Raw genomic sequence first — 25993 nt, forward strand, 5'->3', positions numbered from 1 at the left:
GCGGGATCCGAAGATCAATAACATAGCCGGATTACCCTTCTCCGGCCGGATCCCGCCCTCAATTGCTTTCGTTATCGACCATGCCAGGGGACATGTCGGACGGGTGGGGGACGTCATGGCAGACGATTTAACCGGAATAACCACCGTTCGGGGGCTGGCAGCGCCCGACGACCGCGATATGCTTGCCGGAATGTCCGGGATCGGGCTTGCGCTGGATCCAGAGACAGACGGCGGAGGTAATGTGCGCGTATTATTGGTGGAAGACGACAGCGTTCTGGGCGAGGCGGTGCGCGATCACGTGGCAAGCTCGGGCCATGCGGTCGATTGGGTCGGGACCCTCGGCGAGGCCGGTGCGGCGGCAGGTGCCGTCGTCTACGGGCTGATCCTGCTCGATCTGCGGCTGCCGGACGGGAGCGGTGTCGATTTCCTGCGCACGCTGCGTCGACGCTCCGTCGACACCCCTGTCATCATCCTCACTGCCCATGACCAGATTTCCGACCGCATCGAGGGGCTGAAAAGCGGCGCCGACGATTATCTGGTCAAGCCTTTCGATCTCGACGAACTCAGCGCCCGCATCCTGGCCGTCAGCCGCCGTTATGGCGGTCGCATCTCGCCGGCCCTGCATTGGGGACCGCTGACGGTGCAGCTCAACGATCGCATCGCCAGGCTGGACGGCAAGGACGTGGCACTCTCCAGCCGCGAATGGGCGGTGCTGGAGGCGCTGATCGACCGGCCGGGCGCGATCGTCTCCAAGCAGCAGATCGACGAGGCGCTCTATGCCTTCGGCTCCGAGGTCGAGAGCAATACGGTGGAGGTCTATGTCAGCCGGCTGCGCAAGAAGCTCGGCAGGCAGGTGGTCGAGACCGTGCGCGGTCTCGGATACCGGCTTGGGGGGCGCTGATGCGCCATCCCAGCATGACGGTCCGCCTGATCATGGCGATCACCGTCGCGGTCTGCCTGTTCTGGGCGATGGCGGTGGCGCTCAGCATCGTCATCATGCACGAGGAATATGGCGAGATCTTCGACAGCGCCCTGCAGGAGACGGCGCTGCGCCTGGCACCGCTGGTGGTCGACGACCTGCAGCGCCAGCCCGACATGCACGAGGCGATCAACCTGCATCCGCTGACCGGCTTTACCGGCGACGGCTATCTGACCTACCAGGTGCGCGACGCGACCGGCAAGGTCGTCATGCATTCGCACGACGTGACCACGACGCCGTTCGATGCACCGCTGCGCGACGGTTTTGCGACCAGCGAGCGCTACCGGTTCTACACGGTCTCGGCCAATTCCGGCGCGCTGTACGTTCATATCGCCGACCTGCTGGCCCACCGCCGCCAGGCGCTGATCGAGGGCGGGCAGGCGCTGTTGCTGCCGGCGGTGCTGCTCGTGCCGGTGTCGATCCTGCTCGTCTGGCTGGTGGTGCGCCGCAGCCTGCTGCCGATCGACCGGCTGCGCGGCGCCATCGCCGACAAGGACAGCGGCAATCTGGAGGCAATCGAGATCGCCGAACTGCCCCGCGAATTGCGCCCGATCGCCCGCTCGGTCAACAATCTGCTCGCCCGGCTACGCTCCGCCTTCGATTCGGAGCGGGAATTTGCCGCCAACAGTGCGCATGAATTGCGCACGCCGCTGGCAGGCGCCCTGGCACAGACCCAGCTGCTGATCCGCTCGCTGGAGGAGGGGCCACAGCGCAGCCGCGCCGTGCAGGTGAACCGGGCGCTGACGCGGCTGACGGCGCTGACGGAAAAGCTGCTGCAGCTGTCGCGCGCCGAGGCCGGGATCGGCGCGTCGGCCGACGCTGTCAATCTGGTCGAAGTGCTCGATTCGGTTGTCGAAGACTTCAAGGCAAGGGATTCAAACGGCAGGCCAATTCGCTATCACAGTCCGGCGAATGCCGCCCTGGTCCGCCCCGTCGATCCCGACGCCTTCGCCATCGTCATCCGCAACCTTGTCGAAAACGCCATCACCCATGGCGAGCCGGACGTCCCGGTCACGATTTCCTTCGACGGCGAGACGATTTCCGTGACGAATGGCGCGCGGGCCATGACCATGGGCGAAATCGCCGCGATGCGCAGCCGCTTCACCCGCGGCAAGAGGGCAGGGCCCGGCTCGGGCCTCGGGCTTTCGATCGTCGAGCGGCTGCTGACCAGCATGGGTGCGCAGCTGACGCTGACCTGCGACCCTTCTGCCACCGACGCGACACCGGTCGAACAGCGCGATGCGGCGCTGTTTTGCGCTCAGCTGCGGTTTGACGGCGGCGAGGCCGCAGCCGTTTAACGAGCGCCGTGGCGGCAGCCCGCAACGACGGCGTCCGGCGGTTTTCAGGCACGGATGATCAGGGATTGAGCGGTGCGTAGGCGCTGAGGGCGGCCGCGACCGTCACGGCGGTCTCCTCGTCGAGGCAATTGCAGATCACGTTGCCTTGCGCATCCTGCACCTCGTAGCGCACCGCCATGGCGTCCTCCTGCCGGCACGGGCGCCCTTCGATATCGACGAGCAGGCGAACGAAGGAAAACGGGCCGGTCGCCCGCAGCTTTTCCGAAATCATCTGCATGGCGTGCCGATCGGGGTCGGAGCCGTCACGGCCGCTGGGCGGGATCGGTGGCGAAGTGGCATTTCGGGCAGTCTCCCTGGCAGGCCGCTCTGTTGGTTTTCGATCATGTTTCGGCGGCCTTACCCGTATCCGGTCCTGCGAATATACGCGGGATCTGAAGCCGATGGAATGCCGGGCGGGCGGCTTTCTGAGGCGGCGGAGAGCGGGGGCTGTCCGGCGGTGGCCGTGATCTGCCGGACCTTGCGGGCAACGATGCGCGGCGAGGATCGACGGTGGCCTTGCAAAATCACCGGATTTTCGGAAAATCCCTCTTGCGGTTTGTCTGGAACCCGTCTAAATCCGCGCCACCACACGCACTTTTGATTTGGATCGGCCTCGTGGCGGAGTGGTTACGCAGAGGACTGCAAATCCTTGCACCCCGGTTCGATTCCGGGCGAGGCCTCCAATACCTCCCTTGATAGCCGTGAAGAGCATGGAACCCCGTCGGTGCGGCCGTTCCGGTCATAACCGAACGATCCGCACTTTTTGCAGCGGACGTGCTGGCAAGAATGCTCTGCGTGGATTGGTCGGAGGTCTTCGTTGCGTCTACCATACTGCATTCCATTCGTATTTTAGGGGTCGCTCATCGCAGCGCTGCTACCGTGAACGAATATGGAACAAGCGCATGCGGCAAGACAGGCGTCCGCAGGTGGAAACGGTTTACACGAATTCGAGATTGCTCAAGGAGAGACAGGCTGGCACGGTCAACGGATGGCACGAGACAGCCTGAAAATTCCGAGGTCGGCCCTGGCCTTCTAAGCCGGTGCTCAACGTGACGTTTTTCACGGGGGATGAATGGTCGAGCGTTTGTTGACCTTAGTCCATCGGAATGATGTAAATGCCGGCTCGGTTAGGGAGGGAGCAAAATGCAGCGGTAATTTCTGGCAGTCTTGATTGCTCTCTTCAGCAGCAGAGCGATATCTGCCGATATGCCTCACACGATGGTTTCCTACTTTATTTCAATGCTTAACATGCCGGTTAGCACAGCTGGTTAGCCGTGGGTCTGGAATATATCGCGAAAGTTGGTGGCGAACCGGTCGGTTAACCGGCTGTTATCGCCGCTTTATATGTGGCCCTTCGGGACCACCAACAGTCGCGAGGGCAGGTGGGCGCCGCCACCTGCTCTGTAGCTGAAGTCAGCGGCGCTCAGGCACCCAGATCCGACGCCCGTCACGGATGATCCAGCGGCCGTTTTGGACGTTCTCGTGCCGCGAGCGACGAGCGCGATCACCATTCCAGCCTTCACGACCATCCTTGTCGCGCCATCCCTCGTGGCCGCGTCGGCCGTCGCTTCGGCGGTCATAGCGTTGATCATGGCGATCGCGATCGGGGCGGCCTCGGTCACGATCCCCTCGATCCACGTGGTAATATCGTGGACCGGAGTCCTGGACGACGTAAGATCCGCCTTCGCTGACGCAGCCGACCGTCGTAAGACAAACGAGGGCGAGGGTGGACGCAGTAATGATTTTCATTTTCATGGGCTTCTCCTTGATGCTCGAGCAAATGGGGCATCTTCACCAGATGGCAACCTAGAAGAGCCGGGTGAGGTAACCGGAGTGAGGAAGTTCGACGGCTTGATGCTTAGCGGATGCCAAATCTGAGGCGCTGGTCATATCGGAAAGGCGCCGTCTGTACGCAGACGTCATGCGTCCTATCAAGATCTTGACAATCGCAGCCACACCTACAAAGGGCAACCTGGCACGGCTATCTGCGCCCTTGCGTGTGAGCGGAGCTGGACGGCAACAGGAGATAATATAGTGTCGTCGAGCCGTGCGGTCGCAGCCGGTTGATACGCAAAAATGGCACGTTCATGAACTTTCCGATTCTCGCGACAGTCATCTCGATGGTCCTCGGCCTGTCCGTGACCCGCCTTCTAACCGGGTTTGTGACCATTTTTCGCATACGAAGGAAGTCGCCCATGGATTGGGTGCCGCTCGCCTGGAGCAGCATCTTGTTCATCATGCAACTGCAGTATTGGTGGGCGATCAATCAGTTGTCTGCGCTTCGGCAGACATTTGCGTTCAGCGAATTCATTTTTCTGGTTCTGATGACCCTGATGCTGTTTGTCACCGCAGCGCTAATTTTGCCCAGTCGCGGTGAGGACGAAGATCAGGGATTGCGTGTGTATTTCGAGCAGGACGGGCGCTTTGCGTTGATTTCGCTGACAGCCTTTCTGTTGTTCGGGCTAGTTGTGAACGTCTTCGGATTCCAAAGCCCGCTTGAAACAGCCTGGGCTATCACAGACGTTCCGATGATCATCCTTCCCGCTTTAGCGTTCTTCCTGCGCGACAGAAAATACTATGCGGTCATCACAGCAATCTACCTTCCCCTGTGCGCCATGGACGTCTGGATTTCACTGGCGTCGTAAGCGCGGCTAGCCCAGGCCTGGAACCTGGTCGAGGTGTGGCAGAGTGTGGCAAGCGACGCTGAAAACATTCGCAGTTTTAAATGTTTGGTCGTATGGCAATCACTTGCTAAGACATTGAATAAACGAATAATCAGCGGGTCCGGGCGTGGCCTGCATCTCTTTCAGAATGTCTTTGAAGAAGTTTGCGCTGTTTTCACGCCGTCGCTGCTCTCGCCGCAGGGCGGCAAGCGGGGGATGGCTTGCGGGCCGGCGCCCGGCCTAAAGCAGCAGGGAGCCGGTCACCGCCAGGCCGGCGGCGGCCGAATATAGCAGGAACATCAAGCCGAGCGTCTTGGCGAGATTCATCCGTTTCGTGCGTGTGCCATCCCAATCATAACCCATGTCGTATGTCCTCAAGTCTTTCCATCCTATGCGCAAACTCGACCTCGCCCGGTGGCCGGCAAGGACGCCTTCCGCTTCGTCCGCGAAGCTTGGCCGAGGCTGGTGCGAGGGCTCAAACGCGCTGTTCGGGCCTGCGATTCAACCTTCGGGATGCGCGCAAGCTTATCAAGCAACCGCTGGCGCGGCTTTCTCCCAATCCGCAGTCTTCGCCTGATTCCGCCAGCGCTCGGCAAGCGGTGAGACGGCAGGTCGGGATGGGCAGCGCATGCCTGCTGCCCGGTGCGCCGGCTGGAAATCGAACGGCTGGCTCGCTTGGCGACTTGAAAGCCGGCCTTGCGGGATTTAAGACACGAGGGGACGAGAGAATCCGGCTGGAGATAGGGCTTACCGAGATGATGGACTTTACCGCTGCGCGCGAGAAGATGGTCGACAACCAGATCCGCACCACCGACGTGACCGCCCATTCGGTGCTGAACGCGTTTCTGACCGTGCCGCGCGAAGCCTTTCTGCCGGACAATCTGAAGCCGCTTGCCTATATCGACGAGGACATGCCGGTGGCGCCGGGCCGCTACGTCATGGAGCCGTCGCCGCTCGCCAAGCTGTTGCAGCTTGCAAAGATCGGCAAGGACGACGTGGTGCTGGAGATCGGCTGTTGCGCCGGCTATGCGACGGCGCTGCTGTCGCATCTCGCAGGCTCGGTCGTCGCCGTCGAGAGCGACGAGGTGCTGGCCGCCAATGCGACCGCCACGCTGGCCGAACTCGGTTGCGATAACGCCGCCGTGGTCTCCGGCGACCTGGAGGGCGGCTATCCGTCGGAAGCGCCGTACGACCTGATCTTCGTCAATGGCGCGGTCGAGGAAATTCCCTCCGCGCTGATCGGCCAGCTGCGTCAGGGTGGCCGGCTGGTGACGGTGCTGGGCCTCGGCAATGCGGCACGCGCCGTGACGCTGGTCAGGACCGGCGACAGCTATTCGATGTCGGAGAGCTTCAATGCCGCGGTCAAGCCGCTGCCGGGCTTCCGCCGCGCCGCCGAATTCGTCTTTTGACCATCGCGGCCTGACCGCCGTCTTCCCTTTGCGCGGCCGGTATCTCCAGGGGTTGCCGGCCGTTTTTCATCGCCGTTCCGTCAGGGTGCCTGCACGCTCTCCAAAGATGCCACACCGGCCGGAAAACCTGTGTATCGGGACCTGCTTTTTAGCGGGGCGTGATTTTTTTCGAGAGCCGAGTATCCTAGGGTGAAGTCGATTCGTCTGCCGGCGTGCGGCCAGCAGCGGGGTATCTTTTCGAAGAAACGGGGACTGAAATGGCACAGCCAAGCGTAGCGCGCGAACCGTCGATGGAGGAAATCCTTGCCTCGATCCGCAAGATCATCGAGAGCAATGATGTCGGTCCCGACCGGGCTTCGGCCGACGGCGCGTCGATCTATGTCGAAAACGACATGGTGGAACTCGACGACAGCGCCCGCAGCCTGGATGACGAGCTTGACGCCGCGACCTTGAGCTTCGACGCCGCAAACGATGCCGGTCCGCTGGCCGTCAGCGTCGAAAGCCCGCTGGCCCCCGAACAGAAGACCGTATCGCTGGCCGATCTCGCCGCCCGGGTGCGCGCAACGGTACAGCGCGCCGAAGTGTCCCTGGCGCCCGACATGGCGGCCCAGCCCCAGCCCCAGGCGGCGCCTGTCGAGGACAGCCCGGTGATGACCAGCCGGCTTGCCAGTCTGCGCAGTTCCGGCCCGGTCACGGAAGCCCCCTATGTCCTCAGCCCGGTCGCGCAGCCGGTTGAGCAGTCGCCCGAAATGGCCGAGGTCGCGGAACAGATGCCGATGCAGGATGAACGGGCCGAGACGATGGAAGCACCTGTGGACGCCTCGCTGGTGTCGGCGCAGACGGGCGCGCTGGTTGCCCAGTCCTTTTCCGATCTTGCCGCTGCCGTCGATGGCCAGCAGCGCCGCTCGCTCGACGAGATGGCCGAGGAACTGTTGCGCCCGATGCTGCAGTCCTGGCTCGACGACAATCTGCCGACCATGGTCGAGCGGCTGGTGCGCGAAGAGATCGAGCGGGTCGCCCGCGGCCCGCGTCGCTGACCGCCTCACCCACTTCAAGGTCAATGGGCCGCTCCTTCCGGGGCGGCTTTTTTATTGACTTGCCCAGACCAGTCCTATTTAGAACCCACACACTGAAATTTTAAAAAACTGGCCGGACAATGCTCGAAAAGACCTACGATTCTGCCGCCGTCGAACCGAAAATCGCCAAGGGCTGGGACGATGCGCAAGCCTTCCGCGCCGGGGCCAATGCCAAGGCCGGTGCCGACACCTTCACCATCGTCATCCCGCCGCCGAATGTCACCGGATCGCTGCATATGGGCCATGCGCTCAACAATACGCTGCAGGATGTGATGATCCGCTTCGAGCGGATGCGCGGCAAGGACGTGCTGTGGCAGCCGGGCATGGACCATGCGGGCATCGCCACCCAGATGGTGGTCGAGCGCAAGCTGATGGAACAGCAGCTTCCCGGCCGCCGCGACATGGGCCGCGAAGCCTTCATCGAAAAGGTCTGGCAGTGGAAGGACGAGTCCGGCGGCTTGATCTTCAACCAGCTGAAGCGCCTCGGCGCCTCCTGCGACTGGTCGCGCGAACGCTTCACCATGGACGAAGGCCTGTCCAAGGCCGTTCTGGAAGTTTTCGTCTCGCTCTACAAGGAAGGCCTGATCTACCGCGACAAGCGTCTGGTCAACTGGGATCCCAAGCTTCTGACGGCGATCTCCGACATCGAGGTCGAGCAGCTCGAGGTCGCCGGCAATCTCTGGTATCTGCGCTATCCACTGGAGGAGGGCGTCACCTATCGTCATCCGGTGGGTTTCGACGAGGACGGCAAGGCGATAGAATGGGAAACGCGAGACTATCTGGTCGTCGCCACCACCCGGCCCGAGACCATGCTGGGCGATACCGGCGTTGCCGTGAATCCGGAAGACGAGCGCTATCAGGATCTGGTCGGCAAGCATGTGATCCTGCCGATCGTCGGACGCAAGATCCCGATCGTCGCCGACAGCTATCCCGATCCGACCGCCGGCACCGGCGCGGTGAAGATGACGCCCGCCCACGATTTCAACGACTTCGATGTCGGCAAGCGCACGGGGCTGCGCGTCATCAATGTCCTCAATCCTGATGGAACGATCTTCATCAAGGAGAACGAGGACTTTCTCGAAGGCCTCGATCATCCGGCCGCCCTGCACGGTGCCTGGGATCGGCTGGAAGGTCAGGACCGCTTCTTTGCCCGCAAGGTGATCGTCGAGATCTTCGAAGAGGCGGGGCTCCTGGACAAGATTGAACCGCACAAGCACATGGTCCCGCATGGCGACCGCGGCGGCGTGCCGATCGAGCCGCGGCTGACCGAGCAGTGGTATGTCGACGCCAAGACCCTGGCGGAACCGGCCATCGCCTCGGTGCGCGAAGGCCGCACCAAGCTGGTGCCGAAGAACTGGGACAAGACCTATTACGAGTGGATGGAAAACATCCAGCCGTGGTGCGTCTCGCGCCAGCTCTGGTGGGGGCACCAGATCCCGGCCTGGTATGGCCCCGACGGTCAGGTCTTCGTCGAAAAGACCGAGGAAGATGCGCTCGACGCCGCCATCCAGCACTATATCGCCCATGAGGGCCCGTGGAAGGCCTGGGTCGAGGAGCGCCTTGAGAACCTCGAGCCCGAAAAGATCCTGACCCGCGACGAGGACGTGCTCGACACCTGGTTCTCCTCGGCGCTCTGGCCCTTCTCGACGCTCGGCTGGCCGGACGAGACGCCGGAGCTTGCCCGCTATTACCCGACCAATGTTCTGGTCACCGGCTTCGACATCATCTTCTTCTGGGTCGCCCGGATGATGATGATGGGCCTGCACTTCATGAAGGACGAGAAGGGCAACCCCGTCGAACCCTTCGAGACCGTCTATGTCCACGCGCTGGTGCGCGACAAGGACGGGCAGAAGATGTCGAAGTCGAAGGGCAATGTCATCGACCCGCTCGAGCTGATCGACGAATACGGGGCCGACGCGCTGCGCTTCACCCTGGCGATCATGGCCGCCCAGGGCCGCGACGTGAAGCTCGATCCGGCCCGCATCGCCGGCTACCGCAATTTCGGCACCAAGCTCTGGAACGCCACCCGCTTTGCCGAGATGAACGGCGCGAAATCCGATCCGTCCTTTGCGCCGGAGAAGACGACGCTTGCCGTCAGTCGCTGGATCCTGACCGAGCTTGCCCGCACCGAGCGCGCGGTCACCGAGGCGATCGAGACCTATCGCTTCAACGATGCGGCAGGTGCGCTCTACCGCTTCGTCTGGAACCAGTTCTGCGACTGGTATCTGGAATTGCTGAAGCCCGTCTTCATGGGCGATGACGAGCACGCCAAGGCCGAAGCACAGGCCTGCGCCGCCTATGTGCTGGAGGAGACCTACAAGCTGCTGCATCCCTTCATGCCCTTCATCACCGAAGAGCTGTGGGCGCATACGGCCGGCGAGGGCAAGAGCCGCGACGCGCTGCTTTGCCACGCCGACTGGCCGGAGCCCGATTTCCAGGATGCGGCGGCGGCCGACGACGTCAACTGGCTGATCGAGCTGGTCACCGGCATCCGCTCCGTGCGTGCCGAGATGAATGTTCCGGCCGGTGCCGTGGCACCGCTGGTGGTCGTCGGCGCCAGCGAAACCTCCGGCGCCCGGATCGGACGCCATCAGGCGGCGCTGAAGCGGCTTGCCCGCGTCGACGCGATCACCTTTGCCGACGAGGCGCCGAAGGGTTCGGCCCAGATCGTCCTCGGCGAGGCGACGATCTGCCTGCCGCTCGGCAGCCTGGTCGATGTCGGTGCCGAGACGGCGCGGCTGGAAAAGGCGATCGGCAAGGTCGACCAGGATCTCGCCCGGATCACCGGCAAGCTGAACAACGAGAAGTTCGTCGCCAATGCCAATCCGGATGTGGTTGCCGCCGAGCGCGAGCGCTTTGCCGAGCTCGAGCAGCAGAAGGCGAGCCTGCAGGTGGCGCTGAGCCGAATCGCCGAAGCCGGCTGACTAAGCCGGTCCGTGTCCCAAGCGGCCGGGGTTTCGCTCCGGCCGCTTTCCAGCCGCGCAAGAGCCGGCTCTGCTGCGAGCTATGCTTTTAGTGCAATGCACAATTGCAATTATCGCATTGTTGCCCCTCAGGCACACATTTCCCGTATCCGGGTAAGATATTCTCGACATCGCGCTTTTTGCCGGCTGGTCGGGAACTATTTTTCAAAATGCCGCTAAAATAACGTGATCGTGACGTGCATACGTCAAAAAAATGCCACCTTGGCCGCTGGCGACTATGACGACTAATTGTTGTGAGCGTTTCCCGAATGGATAAGATGGCGTCCAACAGATGCCTCATGGGGGAGACACCAAGTAATGAAACTGTTCAAGGCAACATTGATCGGCCTGGCGTGCGGATCGGCACTGGCGGGTGCAGCGCAAGCAGGCGGCTTTTCGCGCGGCGAAGCGGACACGGATATCCTGTTCGAAGACGGGACCATGGCCGGGAGAGCGGTCGTTACCTATGTGAGCCCGCAGCGCGGTTACGATACGATCAGCGGAGTGGATGGAACCGACGACGACTTTACCGGGAATTTTGCCATTCCGTCGGTCGCGGCGAAGTTTCGATTTTCCGACAACTTCTCCTGCGCGTTGACCTACACGCAACCGTTCGGAGCCAAGTCGGAATACGGCTCGCAGGCGCAGGATGCGGACCGGGCAGGCGATCGAGCTTCCGTTGCGGCTTACGCGCCGTACTCCGACATCGCCAACCCCGCCAGCCCCTCCTATAATCCCAGCAGTCCTGCGTTCCAAGCCGGCACAGGCTACAATCTTTACAACCTTTGGAGCAACGGCAACGCCGTCAAGAAGGCATCGTTCGACTCGAACGAATTTGGCGGTACCTGCGCGGCGAACTTCGAGGCTGGAAAGGGGCAGTTCTACATCATTGGCGGCCTGTTCCTTCAGTCGTTCGACTACACGGAAGTCAAGGACTTCGGCAAGTTGCATCTGAAGGACGACGGCTCGCTCGGCTATCGTATCGGTGCCGCCTATGAAATCAAGGAATACGCGCTGCGCGCGCAGTTGATGTATCGCTCTGAGGTAGAACAGAAGGCTGATGGGGACTACAGCCCCGGCTTGGCGTCTCTGGCCAATATTGGCTATAATCTGGGGAGCGACTATTCCGCATCAGGAGCCGGTACTCTGCCTCAGTCGCTCGAACTGAGCCTTCAGACTGGCGTAGCGCCAGGCTGGCTCGTCTTCGGTTCGGCCAAATGGACGGACTGGAGCGTGCTGCAGACCCTCAATTACAACATCGATGGTGCTTTTGGCGATCAGGAGAAGAATTTCTTCTGGCGCGATGGCTGGACGATCTCGGGCGGCGTGGGCCATAAATTCACCGACACGGTGGGCGGCGCGATCAGCCTCACGTGGGATCGCGGCGTCAGCACCGGAGCGGACATAAATACGGATACCTGGACGATCGGAGCAGGCCTGCAGGCTGACGTCGGCCCCGGCCAGCTCCGCTTTGGAGGCGCAGTCTCGTACCTGACCAGCGGCAGCCAGTCTGTGGCGAAGGGTGCAGACTTCGACGCCACCGTCGACGGAGACTGGGCCTACGCGGTCAACGCCTCCTACCGGATCGCTTTCTAAGCTCATCATGTGATCTGACCTTGTGAAGGCCCGGCTTCGGCCGGGCCTTTGCGCGTCTTCGTTTGCGGCGACAACGGTTTCGGTCAGCGTTTTTGTCACAAAAATGCAACAGTTCGGGCAAGTCTGGTCGGCGATCGGTGGCCGGGGCGTTTTGTCCATTTCCCGCCACAAACGAAGCGCAGCAGAATGGCCAATCGGCGAAGGCTCGGGCTTCGCGTGCAAAGGCATCCATCGGCAACCTGCGCGGTGGTGGAGGAAAGTAGCGGCTTTCCGGGGACTTTGCGTGAGGGCTCGGGAATTTCGAGGCAGCCTTCGGCCAGGAGCCGCAGTCTCGCCTGAAATGGCCGGTAGCTTCGGGCACTTGGGATGCCTGGGGCGAGAGGGGTGGCGAAGCTCGCTGGATGTGAACCGGATGTTGACGGTTTTCAGCCAAGCTGGGCACGGCGAAAAGGGGCCGGCTTCCGCGGAAGCCCGGTAACCGCCGTTTGGAGATGGAAGACATAGGAAACTATGGTTAATTTTGGGTTAAGGGTGCCGGCGCAGACCTGTCTGGCTCTGGCGGCATTTCTGTCGATGACGACGGCGAGTCTCGCCTTCGACATCAATGCCGGCGTGAGCAAGGAATCCGATCCGGTCGCGCTGTTCCGCTTTGCCTTCGGGGCCGAAAAGGCTGGCCAGACGAAGGAAGCGGTGGAAGCCTACCGCTATGCCGCCGAAAAAGGCCATACCGCCTCCCAATACGCATTGGCCAAGATGTATGCCGATGGCGACGGCGTCGTCAAAGACGACTTCGAGGCCTTCAAGATCTATTCCAAGATTGCCAATCAGGGCGTCGAGCCGGGATCGAAGGATACCGGGTTCTTCGTCTATGCGCTGATGTCGCTTGCCCGTTACTATCACGACGGCATCGAGGGCAGCCCGATCAAGATCGACCTTACCCAGGCCCGCCAGCTCTATTTCCAGGCCGCCTCCACCTTCGGCGTTGCCGAGGCGCAGTTCCAGCTGGCCCAGATGCTGCTGGCCGGCGAAGGCGGCAAGGCCAATGTGCGCCAGGCGAAGAAGTGGCTGAATCTGGCCCGCAAGACGGGACATCCCGGCGCCATGGCGGTGTTCGGCAATCTGATGTTCCAGGAAGGCCACGCCGTCAGCGGTCTCGCCTACATGACCGCTGCGCTGGAGAAATGTCCGCCCAAGGATTGCCTCTGGATGCAGGCGCTGCAGGAGCAGGCCTTCTCGGTCGCCAATGAAAAGGACCGCCGCGTCGCGGTCGCCCTGGCGCCGACCATCCATGCCGGCGACAGCGACTGACGATGATCAAAGGCCGGAGGCTATCCGGCCCATCTTTTAAAGTATCGGTATACGCCGTCAGGCGCCCGCGGTGTCTGCCTGGGGCCAGGTTATGTAGGCGTAGGTGCCGCCGACCATGCCGAAATAGGCGCTCTTTCCCGTCGTCGAATCGACATAGGCACCGGTTTCTCCGCGCAGATAGGTCGCATCGCTGTTGCGCGTGAGCGCCGAGCGCAGGAAGGCTGTCCAGTCGGCGGGTGTCGTCCGGGTGGCCGTCTTGTCTGCGCTCGCCGTGTCGCCCGCGCCATCCCAGGCCGTGACCGTGGTGCCGGCCGCCGCATCGGTGACGGTCAGCGTGCCGTTAGACAGCGCTTCCAGCATCTCCTGCGCCTGCTGCTTGCCGTCGGCGGTGTTCAGCATCTCTTCCAGTTTGTCCTTGAGGCTCTGCATGAAGTCGTCGGTATCGATGTCCGCGGCGTCGGTCTCGTCGGCCGTGTCGGTCGTCTGGCTGGCGTCGATGCCGAGGCGGGCGGCAAACTGGTCATAGAGCGAGGTGTCCGAGCCGTCCTCGCTGCTGCCGACGCCGAAGCTCTGCAGCAGGTAGGAACTGGCGACCGGGCTGAAATCGTCATCGTCCTGCGTGGACGTATCCGTTTCCACCGGGTTCTCGCTGAGTACCTTCATCAGCGTCTGTGCCGATGTCATGCGTATCGATGCAATGTCGACCATGAGTCTTCTCCTGGATGCCTCGAACGAGGCGCGCCACGGGATCTGCCAGGGGGCGGGGGATGGGAAAGGGCAGAACCGGCGACTTTTGGGGCCGGGGAGGCGCCGGAAGCCGCAAGGGGACCTTGCAGCAGAAAGGTGGATCGTAGCTTGCGTCCCGGCACGATCCGGCCGGGTGACGAGCGGCCGATATAGCCCCGGGGCCTCAGGCGTTGAACCAGGCAACGACCGGCACGTGGTCGGACGGCTTTTCCCAACCGCGCACATGTTTCTCGATCGCCGTCGAGGCCAGCCGGTCGGCGGCTTCCGGCGACAGCAGCAGGTGATCGATGCGGATGCCGTTGTTCTTCGGCCAGGCGCCGGCCTGGTAGTCCCAGAAGGAATAGAGCCCGGTTTCGTCGGTGCTGGCGCGGGTGGCGCAGGTGAGCCCGAGATTTTCGAGCTCGCGATAGGCCTGCCGCGTCGTCGGCAGGAACAGCGCGTCGCCGGCCCAGACCGCCGGATCGTGGCAGTCAAAGGGCTGGGGGATGACGTTGTAATCGCCGGCCAGCACCAGCGGCTCTTCCAGCGCCATGCGCTGCTCGGCAAAGGCCTTCAGCCGCTTCATCCAGGCGAGCTTGTAGGGATATTTGACCGGGTCGTCGACCGGATTGCCGTTCGGCAGATAGAGCGAGCAGACCCGGAAGACACCGCCCTCGACGCTGAACACGCCTTCGATGAAGCGCGCCTGCTCGTCTGTGTCATCGCCCGGCAGGCCGCGATTGACCTCGTCCGGCTTGATTTTCGACAGCAGTGCCACGCCGTTGAAGCCCTTCTGCCCGTGCGTCTCGACGTGATAGCCGAGCGTCTCGATCTCCAGGCGCGGAAAACCCTCGTCGACCGACTTGATTTCCTGCAGGCAGGCGATGTCGGGCGCCGACTGTTCAAGCCATTGCACCAGATTGGCGATGCGCGCCTTGACGCCGTTGATGTTCCAGGTCGCGATTTTCATGAGGCTCGCCTTTCTTGGATGCGCCGGGCAGGCCGGTCGCGGTCGTTCCTGTTTGTAGTCGAGGCGGCGGCCGGAGGAAAGCTGGCCTGTGCGGCATCCCCAGCCGCAAGCCCCAAGAATGTCAGCAGCCGGCGCCTGCAACCGTCAGTTTGCCGTTGCATCTGCCGGTCGCTGTGGTTCAACTTCGAGATGCCGGTGTTTGGGAGGGCGCAGGCGCCCGGACGAGATGTCCAAAAAAGGATCAAGGATCCGACATAAAGAGGGGACGACCATGACGATTGAAGACAGAGCGCCGCCATCCGGCCTGATCTACGGCCTGGCGGACACGCCACCACCCGCGCCGGCACTGCTTGCCGCCTTCCAGCACATTCTCGCCAGCATCGTCGGCATTGTCACGCCGACGCTCGTCATCGGCGGTGTGCTCGGTCTCGGCGAGCACGTGCCCTACCTGATCGCCATGTCGCTGTTCGTGTCCGGCGTGGCGACCTTCATCCAGTGCCGGCGCATCGGTCCGGTCGGTTCCGGCCTGCTCAGCCTGCAGGGCACCAGCTTTGCCTTTCTCGGCGCCGTGCTCGCCGCCGGTTTCGGCGTCAAGGCCGGCGGCGGCACGCCGGAGGATATCCTGGCGATGATCTTCGGGCTTTGCCTTGTCGGCTGCCTGGTGGAGGTGATCCTCAGCCAGTTCATCGACAGGATGGGCCGGATCATCACGCCGACGGTCACCGGCATCGTCATCACCGTCATCGGTCTCAGCCTCGTCAAGGTCGGCTTCACCGACTTTGCCGGCGGAGTGGGCGCGGGCGACGCCTTCGGCGCGCCCGTCAATATCGGGCTTGGACTGCTGGTGGTCGCGGTGATCGTCTTCTTCACCTTCCAGAAAAGCCCGCTGCTGCGGATCTCGGCGATCATGCTCGGCCTGATCGCCGGCGTCATCGTCGCGGCGCTGCTCGGCAAGGTCAGCGTCTCAAGCCTCGGCAGCCAGCCGATCTTTGCCCTGCCGATCCCGTTCCGCTACGGGCTGTCCTTCGACCTGTCGCTGTTCATCCCGATCGCCTTCATCTACCTGATTACGGCAATCGAGACGACCGGCGACCTGACGGCCAATTCGGTGATCTCGGGCGAGCCGGTCGAGGGCGACCTCTATCTGTCGCGGATCAAGGGGGGCGTGCTGGCGGACGGGCTCAATTCCGGCCTCGCGGCGATCTTCAACACCTTCCCCAACACCACGTTCAGCCAGAACAACGGCGTCATCCAGATGACCGGCGTGGCAAGTCGCCATGTCGGGCTCTATATCGCGGCGATCCTGGTGGTGCTCGGCTTCTTCCCGGTCATCGGCGGTGTCTTCATGCTGATCCCGAAGCCGGTGCTGGGGGGCGCGACGCTGGTGCTGTTCGGCTCTATCGCGGTGGCCGGCATTCGCATCCTCGCCTCGCAGGAGATCGACCAGCGCAAGGTCTATGTCATGGCGATCTCGTTCGGGCTCGGCCTCGGGGTGACGCTGGTGCCGGATGCGATCAAGCAGATGCCCGACCTGATCCAGAAGGTGTTTGCCACCCCGATCACGCTATCCGGGCTGACCGCGATCATCCTGTCGCTGGCAATCCCGGACCGGGCGCCGGTTGCCGCAAAGGCGCCGGCTAAGCTGGGTGCGCGCGCCTGAGGACCGGACACAACAATAGCGGCGGCAGATCCGGTCTGCCGCCGTGCTCCAGCTTTTTGTTTTTCGCATTTGCGGACGGAAAGCCGCGGCCCCACTTTTCCCGGAAATATTCCAGGGTCGGTCGATCTCGAAGGTGTCAGACCGCGAAGGACGTGCCGCAGCCGCAGCTTGCGACGGCATTCGGATTGTTGATCTGGAAGGACTGGCCGAGCAGGTTGTCGACGAAGTCGATCTGCGAGCCGGCCATGTAGACGATCGAAACCGGGTCGATGACCACGGTCGCGCCGTCGCGCTCGATCACGATGTCGTCGTCCTGGCGGCCGGCCTCGAGGTCGAACTTGTAGGAAAAGCCGGAACATCCGCCGCCCTCGACGGAGACGCGCAGCGCGTCCTTGCCGGCTTCGGAGGAAATCACGGTGGCGATCCGCTTGGCGGCGGACTGCGATAGGGTAACGGTCTGGTCGGTCATCTGGCCTCCGACGGGTTCAAGGCCCGCAGAAATCGATTGCTCCGCAACCTGTCAAGGTCGCGACAAGGGAAGGTGTTATAAGGCGGATGCGATTCTGAAAAGCAAATGCGCCCCGTTGCACACCGGTATAGCCTAAAAGTATGAACGCGGGCAGGTGGCGTCAATGGGCACCGGTGACGCAGATGGTACGAGTGTAAGGACGGGCAATGACGATCGACACGCAGGTCTTGGGTTTCGGATTTGGCGAAAGGGCCGCCTTTGCGGCCGATCCGTGGACGTCGCGGGGTCGTCTGTTTGCCGAGGCCTCGTCGCTGACACGCTCGGAATTCCAGCGCGACCGTGACCGGATCGTTCATACCACGGCCTTTCGCCGGTTGAAACACAAGACCCAGGTGTTCATCGGCCCGGACGGCGACCATTACCGTACCCGGCTGACCCACACGATCGAGGTGGCGCAGGTGGCCCGCGCCCTGGCGCGGGCGTTGAAGATCGACGAGGACCTGGCCGAAGGCGTGGCGCTCGTCCATGATTTCGGTCATACGCCCTTCGGCCATACCGGCGAGGACGCGCTGCACGAGATGCTGGAGCCCTATGGCGGCTTCGACCACAATGCCCAGTCGCTGCGCATCGTCACCAAGCTGGAGCGCCGCTATGCCGAGTTCGACGGGCTGAACCTGACCTGGGAGACGCTCGAAGGGCTGGTCAAGCACAACGGCCCGCTGCTGACCAGGACGGGCGAGGGGACGCGCGGTCCGGTGCCGCAGCCGATCCTCGACTATTGCGAGATCCATGACCTGGAACTTGCAAGCTATGCCAGCCTGGAGGCGCAGGTGGCCGCGATCTCCGACGATATCGCCTACAACACCCATGACATCGACGACGGCGTGCGCTCCGGCTACCTCACCTTCGACATGCTGGAGGACGTTCCCTTCCTTGCAGGCCTGATGAAGGAGGTGCGCGACAAATATCCGAATCTCGACCCCGAGCGTTTCACCAACGAGATCATGCGCCGGCAGATCACCCGCATGGTGGAGGACGTGATTGCCGTCACGCAAGGGCGGCTCTCGGCGCTGAAGCCGGAGAGCGCGGCCGATATCCGCAATGCCGACCTGACGATCGCAAGCTTTTCCGAAGGCATGATGGAAACCGACCGCCGGATCAAGAAGCTGTTGTTTTCAAATATCTATCGCCACCCCGACATCATGCGGATAAGGGCCGGGGCAGCGCAGATCGTCACCGACCTGTTCCAGGCCTATATGGCCGACCCGCAGCTGATGCGCAGCCATTTCTGGGTCAACCACATCTCGGGTCTCGACGAGCCCCAGCGCGCCCGCCATGTGGGCGACTATCTGGCCGGCATGACGGATACCTTTGCCCAGCGCGCGCACCGCGAGCTGTTTGACCATACCCCCGATTTGCGCTAGAGCGCCGCCCATTCTCCCAACAAACAGGCCCTTTCAGGCACCCTGACGCAGGACAGATGTGATGAACCTATTCGCCGACTTCGAAGCCCGGATCAAATCCGCACTCGAGACGATTGCCATCGTCGCGGAGAAGCGAAGCGAGCTGGATTTCGGCCGCATCGTCGTCGAACCGCCGCGCGATCCCAGTCACGGCGATGCTGCGACCAATGCCGCCATGGTGCTGGCAAAGCCGCTCGGCACCAATCCGCGGGCGCTGGCCGAGACGATCTCCGAGGCCCTGAAGGGCGATGCCGATATTTCCGAGATAACCGTTGCCGGTCCGGGCTTCATCAATCTGAGGCTCTCGACCGCCTATTGGCAGCGGCTGCTCGGCGACATGGTCGACCGGGGCACCGATTTCGGCCGCTCGTCGCTCGGCCAGGGGCGCAAGGTCAATGTCGAATATGTCTCGGCCAACCCGACCGGGCCGATGCATGTCGGCCATTGCCGTGGCGCCGTCGTCGGCGACACGCTGGCCAACCTCCTGCAATATGCCGGCTACAAGGTGGCCAAGGAATATTACATCAACGACGCCGGCAGCCAGATCGACGTGCTGGCACGCTCGACCTTCCTGCGCTACCGCGAGGCGCTCGGCGAGACGATCGGCGACATTCCGGCCGGTCTCTATCCGGGCGACTATCTGGTGCCGGTCGGCCAGGCGCTGGCCGACGAATTCGGCACCAGGCTGCGCGGCATGCCGGAAGCGCAGTGGATGCCGATCATCAAGGACAAGGCGATCGACGCGATGATGGCGATGATCCGCGACGATCTGGCCATGCTCAACGTGCATCACGACGTGTTCTTCTCCGAGCGCACGCTGCATGAGGGCAATGGCGGCCCGATCCTGTCGGCGATCAACGACCTGACCTTCAAGGGCCATGTCTACAAGGGCAAGCTGCCGCCGCCGAAGGGGCAGGTGCCGGAAGACTGGGAAGACCGCGAGCAGACGCTGTTCCGCTCGACCGAAGTGGGGGACGACATCGACCGTGCGCTGATGAAGTCGGACGGCTCGTTCACCTATTTCGCTGCCGACGTCGCCTATTTCAAGGACAAGTACGACCGCCATTTCGAAGAGATGATCTATGTGCTGGGTGCCGATCATGGCGGCTATGTCAAGCGCCTGGAAGCCCTGGCGCGGGCCGTCTCCGGCGGCAGCGTCGAGCTGACGGTGCTGCTCTGCCAGCTGGTCAAGCTCTACCGCAACGGCGAGCCGGTGAAGATGTCGAAGCGTTCCGGCGACTTCGTCACGCTTCGCGAAGTCGTGGAAGAAGTCGGCAGCGACAGCGTCCGGTTCATGATGCTCTATCGCAAGAGCAGCGAGCCGCTCGACTTCGATTTTGCCAAAGTAACGGAGCAGTCGAAAGACAATCCGGTGTTCTACGTGCAGTATGCCCATGCGCGCTGCATGTCGGTGTTTCGCCAGGCAAACGAGGTGCTGAAGGATCTCGACATCGATTCGGCCATGTTGGCGCAGGCCGTGCGCGAACATCCGCTGGAGGTCGCCGAGATGCAGCTGGTCGCCAAAATCGCCGAATATCCCCGTGTCATCGAGGCTGCAGCCCAGGCGCATGAGCCGCACCGGCTTGCTTTTTACCTTTATGATCTGGCAAGTTCGTTCCACGCGCATTGGAATAAAGGCAAGGATCAACCCGAATTACGCTTTGTTAACGATAATAATCGACAATCGACTGTCGCCAGACTTGGGCTGGTGCATGCTGTCGCGTCGGTCCTTAAGTCGGGACTGAGCATTACCGGAACCAATGCTCCGGACGAAATGCGATAGACTGTCACCATTTGCCCATAAAGCGCTGGCAAGCGTATTGTCGCGTAAAGAGTGGGAATGGGTATGGTACAGAAACACGCGGCCCTGCAGGGTGATCACCGCGGCGACACGTTCGCCGACGATGACCCCTTGGCCGAACTCGCACGCATCGTAGGTTTCGAACCGCCGGCTGCCGAGCGAGAGGATGTCTCCCGCGAGCCCCATTCCGACGTCGCGGAACGTGAGCCGGCCGAAGCGCCTGTCGCTGCGGGCCCCGTCCGCTCGCAGGACGAGCTGGATCTCGAAGCCGAGCTGATGCGCGAGTTCGAGACCCATCGCGTTCCGGTCTTTGCAGCGCCCGCCGCCGCAGCACCTGTTCCGGTCGCGGCCGACGTGGCGGCCGAAGAGCCCATGCTGGCCGAAGAGCCCGTGCTGGCCGAAGACGATGTCTCCGAGCACGAACAGCTGGCCGCCGATCAACCGGAACCGGCCTTGGCGCCGGCAGAGCCGGTTTTCGAGCCGATGCCCGATGCGCCTGAACCGGTTGCCGAGCCCTCCCACGCGTTTTTCGAGCCGGAGTATGACGACGATCATACGGCAAGCGGCGGCGATCCCGCAGACGAGCTTGCCGCGGCGCTTTCGGTCGAGGAGATGCAGCCGGACCTGCCGGAATTCGTCGAGGATGATGCGCACGCCGAGGCGGCCGAGCCGCTGCTCTCCGACGAGGTTCAATTCGTCGAGGCGCCGGACGGTTACGACGACTACCGTGAGCCTGCCGCCGACACGGCGCCGGCAGAGGCGGAGGGTACCTTTTACGCCGAGCCTGCTTCTGACGCCGAGCCCGTATCTTACGCCTCGGCAGAGGCCGAGCCGGAGGTGGCCGTTCCCGAATTGCCGATCCTCGATCTCTCCGGTCTCGACATGTCGGACTGGCAGCGCGGCGAGACCACCGATATCGCGCCGCATTACGCCGAACACCACGAGGCAGATCGCCGCGAGGACAGCTTTGCGCAGGCCGCCGATGCGGACTACGGCGCGCATGCCGACGCCGCCGAGACCATCCCGTTCGAAGAGTATTCCCCCTTCGAGGATACGCTGGCAGAGGACGAACGGGCCGGGGCACCCGAGGTCGAACCGGCAGGGCCCATCGAGGCGCAGCCGGTCAGCCACGCCGCACCGGAGCCGTATTTCGATGCCCCGCAGCCACAGCCGCTAGCCCATACGCCATTCGAGCCCGCCTCCGAGGATCTGACCGACGACCTCGTCGGCGAACTCGAAATGGCGGTTGCCGAATTCGACACGGACGACGTGCCGCCGCCACGCACGCACCTGACGCGGCCGGCCCCCGGCGCCAACCGTCCGGGCCTGCCGCTGACCAATTTCGCCTTCAGCCGCACGACGCCGGTCATGGGGCGCTCGGGTATTGCGCAGCCGGCATCCTCGCCGATCACGCCGGCACCCGCACCAGCGGCAGCTGTTGCATCCGAACCGGTGCGCGTGCCTGCAGCCGAGCCTGCCTGGTCTTCCCTGGATGGCGGCGAAGACGCAGCCCGGATGGCCGAGGCTCAGCTTGCCGGTCAGCTGGACATGGGCGACCTTTCGGCCCTGGACGGCTTTGCCAGCTCGTCGCATGTCACGCCGGAGCCCGACCGCGTTGCGCCGGCACCCATTGCGGCGCCCGCACCGTCGGAAGCGCACGCGGATTTCGATTTCAGCTCGGCGTTCGAAGCCCAGCTGGCGGAAAACGAGGACTTCGTCGAACGCGAGATCTCCTCGGCGGCTTCGCGGCAGGACGAGCCGGTCACCAGCGACGAGGCCTTCGATCCGTTCACCGATGGCGAATTCGATTTCGACCTCGATGAACTCGAGCTCGATCTCTCCGAGTTCATCGACGATGTTGCCCCTGAGGCCGCGGAACCGACACCCGCGCCGGCAGCGCAGGCCGTCGCTGCCGAACCCGTGCGCCAGCCACCGGTGGCGGCCGCACCTCCGTCGGTCGCAACGGCAAGCCTGTCTCCGGTGATGCATGCCAGCGTGGAGCGCAAGCCGGCAGCGGCGGTGGCGCCAGCGCCTGCCCCGGCAGGACCGCTGCCCTTCGATCCGAGCCAGATCGCCGAGCAGGATGATCGCCCCTCGGCGATCGGATCGCTGAACGTGCCGGACCTCAACCTTGCCGAGGCCGAGCCGCCGGCGCAGACCCAGGACGACGACTTCGATCTGGAAAGCGAACTGGGGTCGATCTTTGCCGGTGCCGCTGCCGCCGAAACGGTGCCGCCGGCGCCGCAGCCGGTCTCGCCGCAGGCTCCGGTGTCATCGGCCCCGGCCGCCTCGGCCCCGGCTCCGTCCAGCAGTGACGATTTCGAGAATTTCCAGCGCGCGCTGGAGGTCGATCTGCGCGACAACGCGCCGCGCCCGGTCCGCGAGCCGGTGGCAACCGCCCGCGTCGCGCTCGATGCCGGACAGTCGGGTGGCGCTCGCCGCTATCTGCTGATCGGTTCGGTCGCGGCCGTCGCCGTGCTGGCGCTCGGTGCCGGCTATTTCGTCCTCAGCGGCGACAGCGCCGGTGTGCTGTCCTCCGGCGAGCCGCCGATCATCCTGGCCGACAAGGACCCGATCAAGGTTCTGCCGGAAAATCCGGGTGGCACCAAGGTGCCGAACCAGGACAAGGCCGTCTATGACCGCGTGGCCGGCCAGAAGACCGATCCGCAACAGAAGACGCTGATCTCCTCCAACGAGGAGCCCGTCGACGTCGTGCAGAAGACGCTGCTGCCGGAGAGCCTTCCGGAAGATGCAGAAGGGTCCGGCAACAACGCAACGCCTGTCGGCGAAACGGAGGATCCGCGCCTGCTGCCCGGCATGCGGTCGGAAGATTCGGCCGCCGGCGATGATGGCGACGTGACGATTACGCCGCGCAAGGTGCGCACCATGATCGTCCGCTCGGACGGTACCCTGGTGGCCGCCGAGGAGCCGACGCCGGCACCGCAGGATTCGGGCACCGTGGCGACGGCGCCCGCGCTGGCCGCCCCGACCGGTGAAGGATCGACGTCCGGCGCAAGCCAGCAGGATACGCTCGGAACCGAATTGCGGCCTTCCGCCGCCGATGCTTCGGTCGAGGCCGGCGCAGGCGCCGCCCAGGGCTCGGATTTCTCCGCGCCCGTGCCCTCGCTCCGTCCGCCCAGTTCGCAGGCTGCGGCGCCCGTCCAGCCGGCGCAACCGCTGACGCAGGCTCCGACCGAGACCGCAGCCGCCGCCCCGGCCGCCAGCGCGCCGGTTGCCAACACGCCGGCGCCGGCAGGCGGCTATTATATCCAGATCGCTTCGCTGCCGTCCGAAGCCGAGGCACAGAAGTCCTATCGCAATCTTGCCGCCCGCTATGCCAGCGTGATCGGCGGCAAGGGCGTCGATATCAAGCGCGCCGACATTTCCGGAAAGGGCACCTATTACCGGGTGCGCATTCCGGCCGGCGACAAGGATGCCGCGGCCAATATGTGCGAGAGCTACCGGGCGGCCGGCGGCTCCTGCCTGATTGCCCGCTGACCCCAGGGGCAGCTTCGACAAATGAGACGATGAAGGGCGGGAAACCACTGGTTTTCCGCCCTTTTTCCTGTGTATGGCGTGGCGCGGCCCTTCGGCTTTCGGAAGAGGCGCACTAAGGTGGTGGCATGAGTACTTCAAAAGCGATGATCCTTGGCGTTTCCGGCACGTCCCTGACGGCCGAGGAGCGTGCCTTTTATGCCGGCGAGCAGCCCTGGGGGTTCATCCTCTTCGGTCGTAATATCGGCGAAGCCAGCGAGATTTCGGACCTGGTCGCGGGCCTTCGCGATGCGGTTGGCCGGCCGGACGCGCCGGTACTGATCGACCAGGAGGGCGGCCGTGTTCAGCGCATTCGCCCACCGATCGCACAGCGCTATCCGTCTGCGGCCGTGCTGGGTGAAATCTACCGCCGCAATGCCGAAAACGGACTGCGGGCCGCCTGGCTGATGTCGCGCCTGCACGCCTTCGACCTCCAGCGCTTCGGCATCAATGTCGACTGCCTGCCGGTGCTGGACGTGCCCGTCGAAGGCGCTTCGAACGTCATCGGCGACCGGGCCTATGCGACAGACCCCGAAATCGTGGCCGCCATGGGCAAGGCGGCGGCCGACGGCCTCTCGTCGGGCGGCGTGCAGCCGGTGATGAAGCACATGCCGGGCCACGGCCGCGGCATGGCGGATTCCCATCATGAACTGCCGGTCGTGACGGCCTCGCTGGATGAGCTCGACGCCCATGATTTCGTGCCGTTTCGAAAGCTGGCGGATATGCCGATGGCGATGAGCGCGCATATCGTCTTCACCGCCGTCGACCCGGACCGCCCGGCGACCACCTCGCGCAAGGTGATCGAGGAGGTGATCCGTGGCCGTATCGGTTTCGACGGACTGCTGATGTCGGACGACTCGTCGATGAACGCGCTGAAAGGCACGATCGGCGAGCGAGCCCGGGACATCGCCACCGGCGGCTGCGACATCGTGCTGCACTGCAATGGCCTGATGGACGAAATGAAGGCGGTGGTTGCCGAAGTCGGTCCGCTGGAGGGCAGGGCCCTGGAGCGCGTGCGGCGGGCCGAGGCGGCATTCACCGCGCCGGACGATGCCGACGAGGCGGCCCTGCGTGCCGAATTCGACAATCTGGGGGCCTCTGTCTGATGGCCGATCGCCCCGCTGCCAACGGACCTGCCCCGCGCGCCACCGGCCAGACGACGCCGATGGACAAGCTGTGGCAGGACGTCGACAGCGACCGGGCGACGGGGGATCCGGCTCTTTTGATCGACGTTGCCGGTTTTGAAGGTCCGCTCGACCTTCTGCTGCATCTGGCCCGTAGCCAGAAGGTCGATCTGTCGCGCATCTCCGTTCTGGCACTGGCCGAGCAGTACCTCGAATTCGTCGAGACGGCGCGGCGCATCCGCATCGAGCTTGCCGCCGACTATCTGGTGATGGCGGCCTGGCTCGCCTATCTGAAATCCCGGCTGCTGATTCCCCAGCAGGCCAAGGACGATGGCCCGTCGGGCGAGGAACTGGCCGCCGTGCTGGCCTTCCGGCTGAAGCGGCTGGAAGCCATGCGCGAGGCGTCCTCGCGGCTGATCAACCGCAATCGGCTTGGCCGGGACATCTTTGCCCGAGGCGCACCGGAGCATGTGCCGGAGCGTTCCAACTCCGCCTTTGAGGCGTCGCTCTACGACCTGCTGACCGCCTATGCCTCGCTCCGGCAGCGCCAGGCCGTGACCCAGGTGACGATTTCCCGCCGCACCGTCTGGTCGCTGACCGATGCCCGGGCGCTGCTGACGCGCATGGTCGGCGAGATCGGCGACTGGATGGCGCTGGACCAATATCTGCTGCGCTACCTCACCAAGCCGGAGGAGCGGGTGACCGCCATCGCATCGGCCTTTGCCGCCTCGCTGGAGCTGGTGAGGGAAGGGCGGCTGGAAATCCGCCAGGACGGGGCGTTCGAACCGATCTTCATGCGTGCCGGGACGCGGCCGGCGCCCTCCACGGCGCCGACGCTTTGACGGAGGGTGCGGGCGTGGACGACGAAGAACGGGAGCGCGGGGAAGGGCAGGCAACTGCCGCCACCGAGCCTGC

The 25993-nt window shown here is 63.7% G+C and carries 20 protein-coding genes and 1 tRNA gene; 15 read left to right on the plus strand and 6 right to left on the minus strand.

The window, feature by feature from the left end:
- Positions 1 to 241 precede the first annotated feature (241 nt).
- Both J2Z17_RS06285 and J2Z17_RS06290 read left to right on the plus strand, forming a co-directional pair.
- Positions 242 to 901 carry a response regulator transcription factor gene (locus J2Z17_RS06285; RefSeq protein WP_209943753.1) on the plus strand — a complete coding sequence of 220 codons (660 nt, stop codon included), beginning with the start codon at positions 242 to 244 and terminating at the stop codon, positions 899 to 901.
- Positions 901 to 2277 (plus strand): sensor histidine kinase, encoded by a 1377-nt coding sequence (locus J2Z17_RS06290; RefSeq protein WP_209943252.1) that lies wholly within the window; start codon positions 901 to 903, stop codon positions 2275 to 2277. The genes J2Z17_RS06285 and J2Z17_RS06290 overlap by 1 nt, the downstream gene beginning before the upstream one ends.
- A 58-nt stretch (positions 2278 to 2335) precedes the next feature.
- On the opposite strand, the gene J2Z17_RS06295 is transcribed toward J2Z17_RS06290, so the two are convergent.
- Complete coding sequence (locus tag J2Z17_RS06295; protein ID WP_209943254.1) at positions 2336 to 2554, minus strand: hypothetical protein; 219 nt, start codon at positions 2552 to 2554, stop codon at positions 2336 to 2338.
- Between the two features lie 371 nt (positions 2555 to 2925).
- Here J2Z17_RS06295 and J2Z17_RS06300 point away from each other — a divergent pair.
- Positions 2926 to 2999 (plus strand) — tRNA-Cys (locus J2Z17_RS06300).
- Between the two features lie 730 nt (positions 3000 to 3729).
- Here the strand turns inward: J2Z17_RS06300 and J2Z17_RS06305 are convergent.
- Entirely contained in the window at positions 3730 to 4071 is a 342-nt protein-coding gene (locus J2Z17_RS06305) for a hypothetical protein (protein WP_209943256.1), read from the minus strand.
- A gap of 440 nt (positions 4072 to 4511) precedes the next feature.
- Here J2Z17_RS06305 and J2Z17_RS06310 point away from each other — a divergent pair, with 440 nt between their 5' ends.
- Entirely contained in the window at positions 4512 to 4961 is a 450-nt protein-coding gene (locus J2Z17_RS06310) for a hypothetical protein (RefSeq protein WP_209943258.1), read from the plus strand.
- Between the two features lie 258 nt (positions 4962 to 5219).
- On the opposite strand, the gene J2Z17_RS25370 is transcribed toward J2Z17_RS06310, so the two are convergent.
- Complete coding sequence (locus J2Z17_RS25370) at positions 5220 to 5342, minus strand: hypothetical protein (protein WP_280923343.1); 123 nt, start codon at positions 5340 to 5342, stop codon at positions 5220 to 5222.
- 395 nt (positions 5343 to 5737) lie between these two features.
- Between J2Z17_RS25370 and J2Z17_RS06315 the strand changes: the two genes are divergently transcribed.
- The 5 genes from J2Z17_RS06315 to J2Z17_RS06335 all read left to right on the plus strand — a co-directional run bounded on the left by J2Z17_RS06315 (position 5738) and on the right by J2Z17_RS06335 (position 13331).
- The gene (locus J2Z17_RS06315; RefSeq protein WP_209943754.1) at positions 5738 to 6388 is read left to right on the plus strand and encodes a protein-L-isoaspartate O-methyltransferase family protein; all 651 of its coding nucleotides are present in this window, start codon (positions 5738 to 5740) and stop codon (positions 6386 to 6388) included.
- A 257-nt stretch (positions 6389 to 6645) separates the two neighbouring features.
- Positions 6646 to 7425, plus strand: coding sequence for a PopZ family protein (locus J2Z17_RS06320; protein ID WP_209943260.1), 780 nt, complete (start codon positions 6646 to 6648; stop codon positions 7423 to 7425).
- A gap of 119 nt (positions 7426 to 7544) precedes the next feature.
- Positions 7545 to 10388, plus strand: a complete 2844-nt coding sequence (locus J2Z17_RS06325) for a valine--tRNA ligase (RefSeq protein WP_209943261.1) — start codon at positions 7545 to 7547, stop codon at positions 10386 to 10388.
- A 357-nt stretch (positions 10389 to 10745) separates the two neighbouring features.
- Positions 10746 to 12023 (plus strand): OmpP1/FadL family transporter, encoded by a 1278-nt coding sequence (locus tag J2Z17_RS06330; RefSeq protein ID WP_209943263.1) that lies wholly within the window; start codon positions 10746 to 10748, stop codon positions 12021 to 12023.
- Positions 12024 to 12596: 573 nt separating this feature from the next.
- Positions 12597 to 13331 carry a tetratricopeptide repeat protein gene (locus J2Z17_RS06335; protein WP_245223908.1) on the plus strand — a complete coding sequence of 245 codons (735 nt, stop codon included), beginning with the start codon at positions 12597 to 12599 and terminating at the stop codon, positions 13329 to 13331.
- A 57-nt stretch (positions 13332 to 13388) separates the two neighbouring features.
- Here J2Z17_RS06335 and J2Z17_RS06340 read toward each other — a convergent pair whose 3' ends face one another.
- Positions 13389 to 14039 carry a hypothetical protein gene (locus J2Z17_RS06340; protein ID WP_209943268.1) on the minus strand — a complete coding sequence of 217 codons (651 nt, stop codon included), beginning with the start codon at positions 14037 to 14039 and terminating at the stop codon, positions 13389 to 13391.
- 202 nt (positions 14040 to 14241) lie between these two features.
- A complete protein-coding gene (gene xth, locus J2Z17_RS06345) occupies positions 14242 to 15027 on the minus strand; it encodes an exodeoxyribonuclease III (protein WP_209943270.1) in 786 nt (261 codons plus the stop codon).
- 271 nt (positions 15028 to 15298) lie between these two features.
- On the opposite strand from xth, the gene J2Z17_RS06350 reads away from it, so the two are divergent.
- Complete coding sequence (locus J2Z17_RS06350; RefSeq protein ID WP_209943272.1) at positions 15299 to 16687, plus strand: nucleobase:cation symporter-2 family protein; 1389 nt, start codon at positions 15299 to 15301, stop codon at positions 16685 to 16687.
- A 136-nt stretch (positions 16688 to 16823) separates the two neighbouring features.
- On the opposite strand, the gene erpA is transcribed toward J2Z17_RS06350, so the two are convergent.
- A complete protein-coding gene (gene erpA, locus J2Z17_RS06355; protein WP_209943274.1) occupies positions 16824 to 17156 on the minus strand; it encodes an iron-sulfur cluster insertion protein ErpA in 333 nt (110 codons plus the stop codon).
- A 206-nt stretch (positions 17157 to 17362) separates the two neighbouring features.
- On the opposite strand from erpA, the gene J2Z17_RS06360 reads away from it, so the two are divergent.
- From J2Z17_RS06360 to J2Z17_RS06380, 5 genes are all read left to right on the plus strand, one after another.
- On the plus strand, positions 17363 to 18580 hold the full coding sequence (locus J2Z17_RS06360; RefSeq protein WP_209943276.1) for a deoxyguanosinetriphosphate triphosphohydrolase: 1218 nt from the start codon (positions 17363 to 17365) through the stop codon (positions 18578 to 18580).
- Between the two features lie 61 nt (positions 18581 to 18641).
- The gene (gene argS, locus J2Z17_RS06365; RefSeq protein ID WP_209943278.1) at positions 18642 to 20402 is read left to right on the plus strand and encodes an arginine--tRNA ligase; all 1761 of its coding nucleotides are present in this window, start codon (positions 18642 to 18644) and stop codon (positions 20400 to 20402) included.
- Between the two features lie 63 nt (positions 20403 to 20465).
- The gene (locus J2Z17_RS06370) at positions 20466 to 23918 is read left to right on the plus strand and encodes an SPOR domain-containing protein (protein ID WP_209943280.1); all 3453 of its coding nucleotides are present in this window, start codon (positions 20466 to 20468) and stop codon (positions 23916 to 23918) included.
- Between the two features lie 125 nt (positions 23919 to 24043).
- Positions 24044 to 25060: a beta-N-acetylhexosaminidase gene (nagZ, locus tag J2Z17_RS06375; RefSeq protein WP_209943282.1), complete on the plus strand. Its 1017-nt coding sequence runs from the start codon at positions 24044 to 24046 to the stop codon at positions 25058 to 25060.
- Entirely contained in the window at positions 25060 to 25920 is an 861-nt protein-coding gene (locus tag J2Z17_RS06380; protein WP_209943284.1) for a segregation and condensation protein A, read from the plus strand. Before nagZ ends, J2Z17_RS06380 begins: the two co-directional genes overlap by 1 nt.
- The last annotated feature ends 73 nt before the right edge of the window (positions 25921 to 25993 follow it).

This window comes from Heterorhizobium halophytocola, from assembly GCF_017873095.1.
Taxonomy (GTDB): Bacteria; Pseudomonadota; Alphaproteobacteria; order Rhizobiales; family Rhizobiaceae; genus Allorhizobium; species Allorhizobium halophytocola.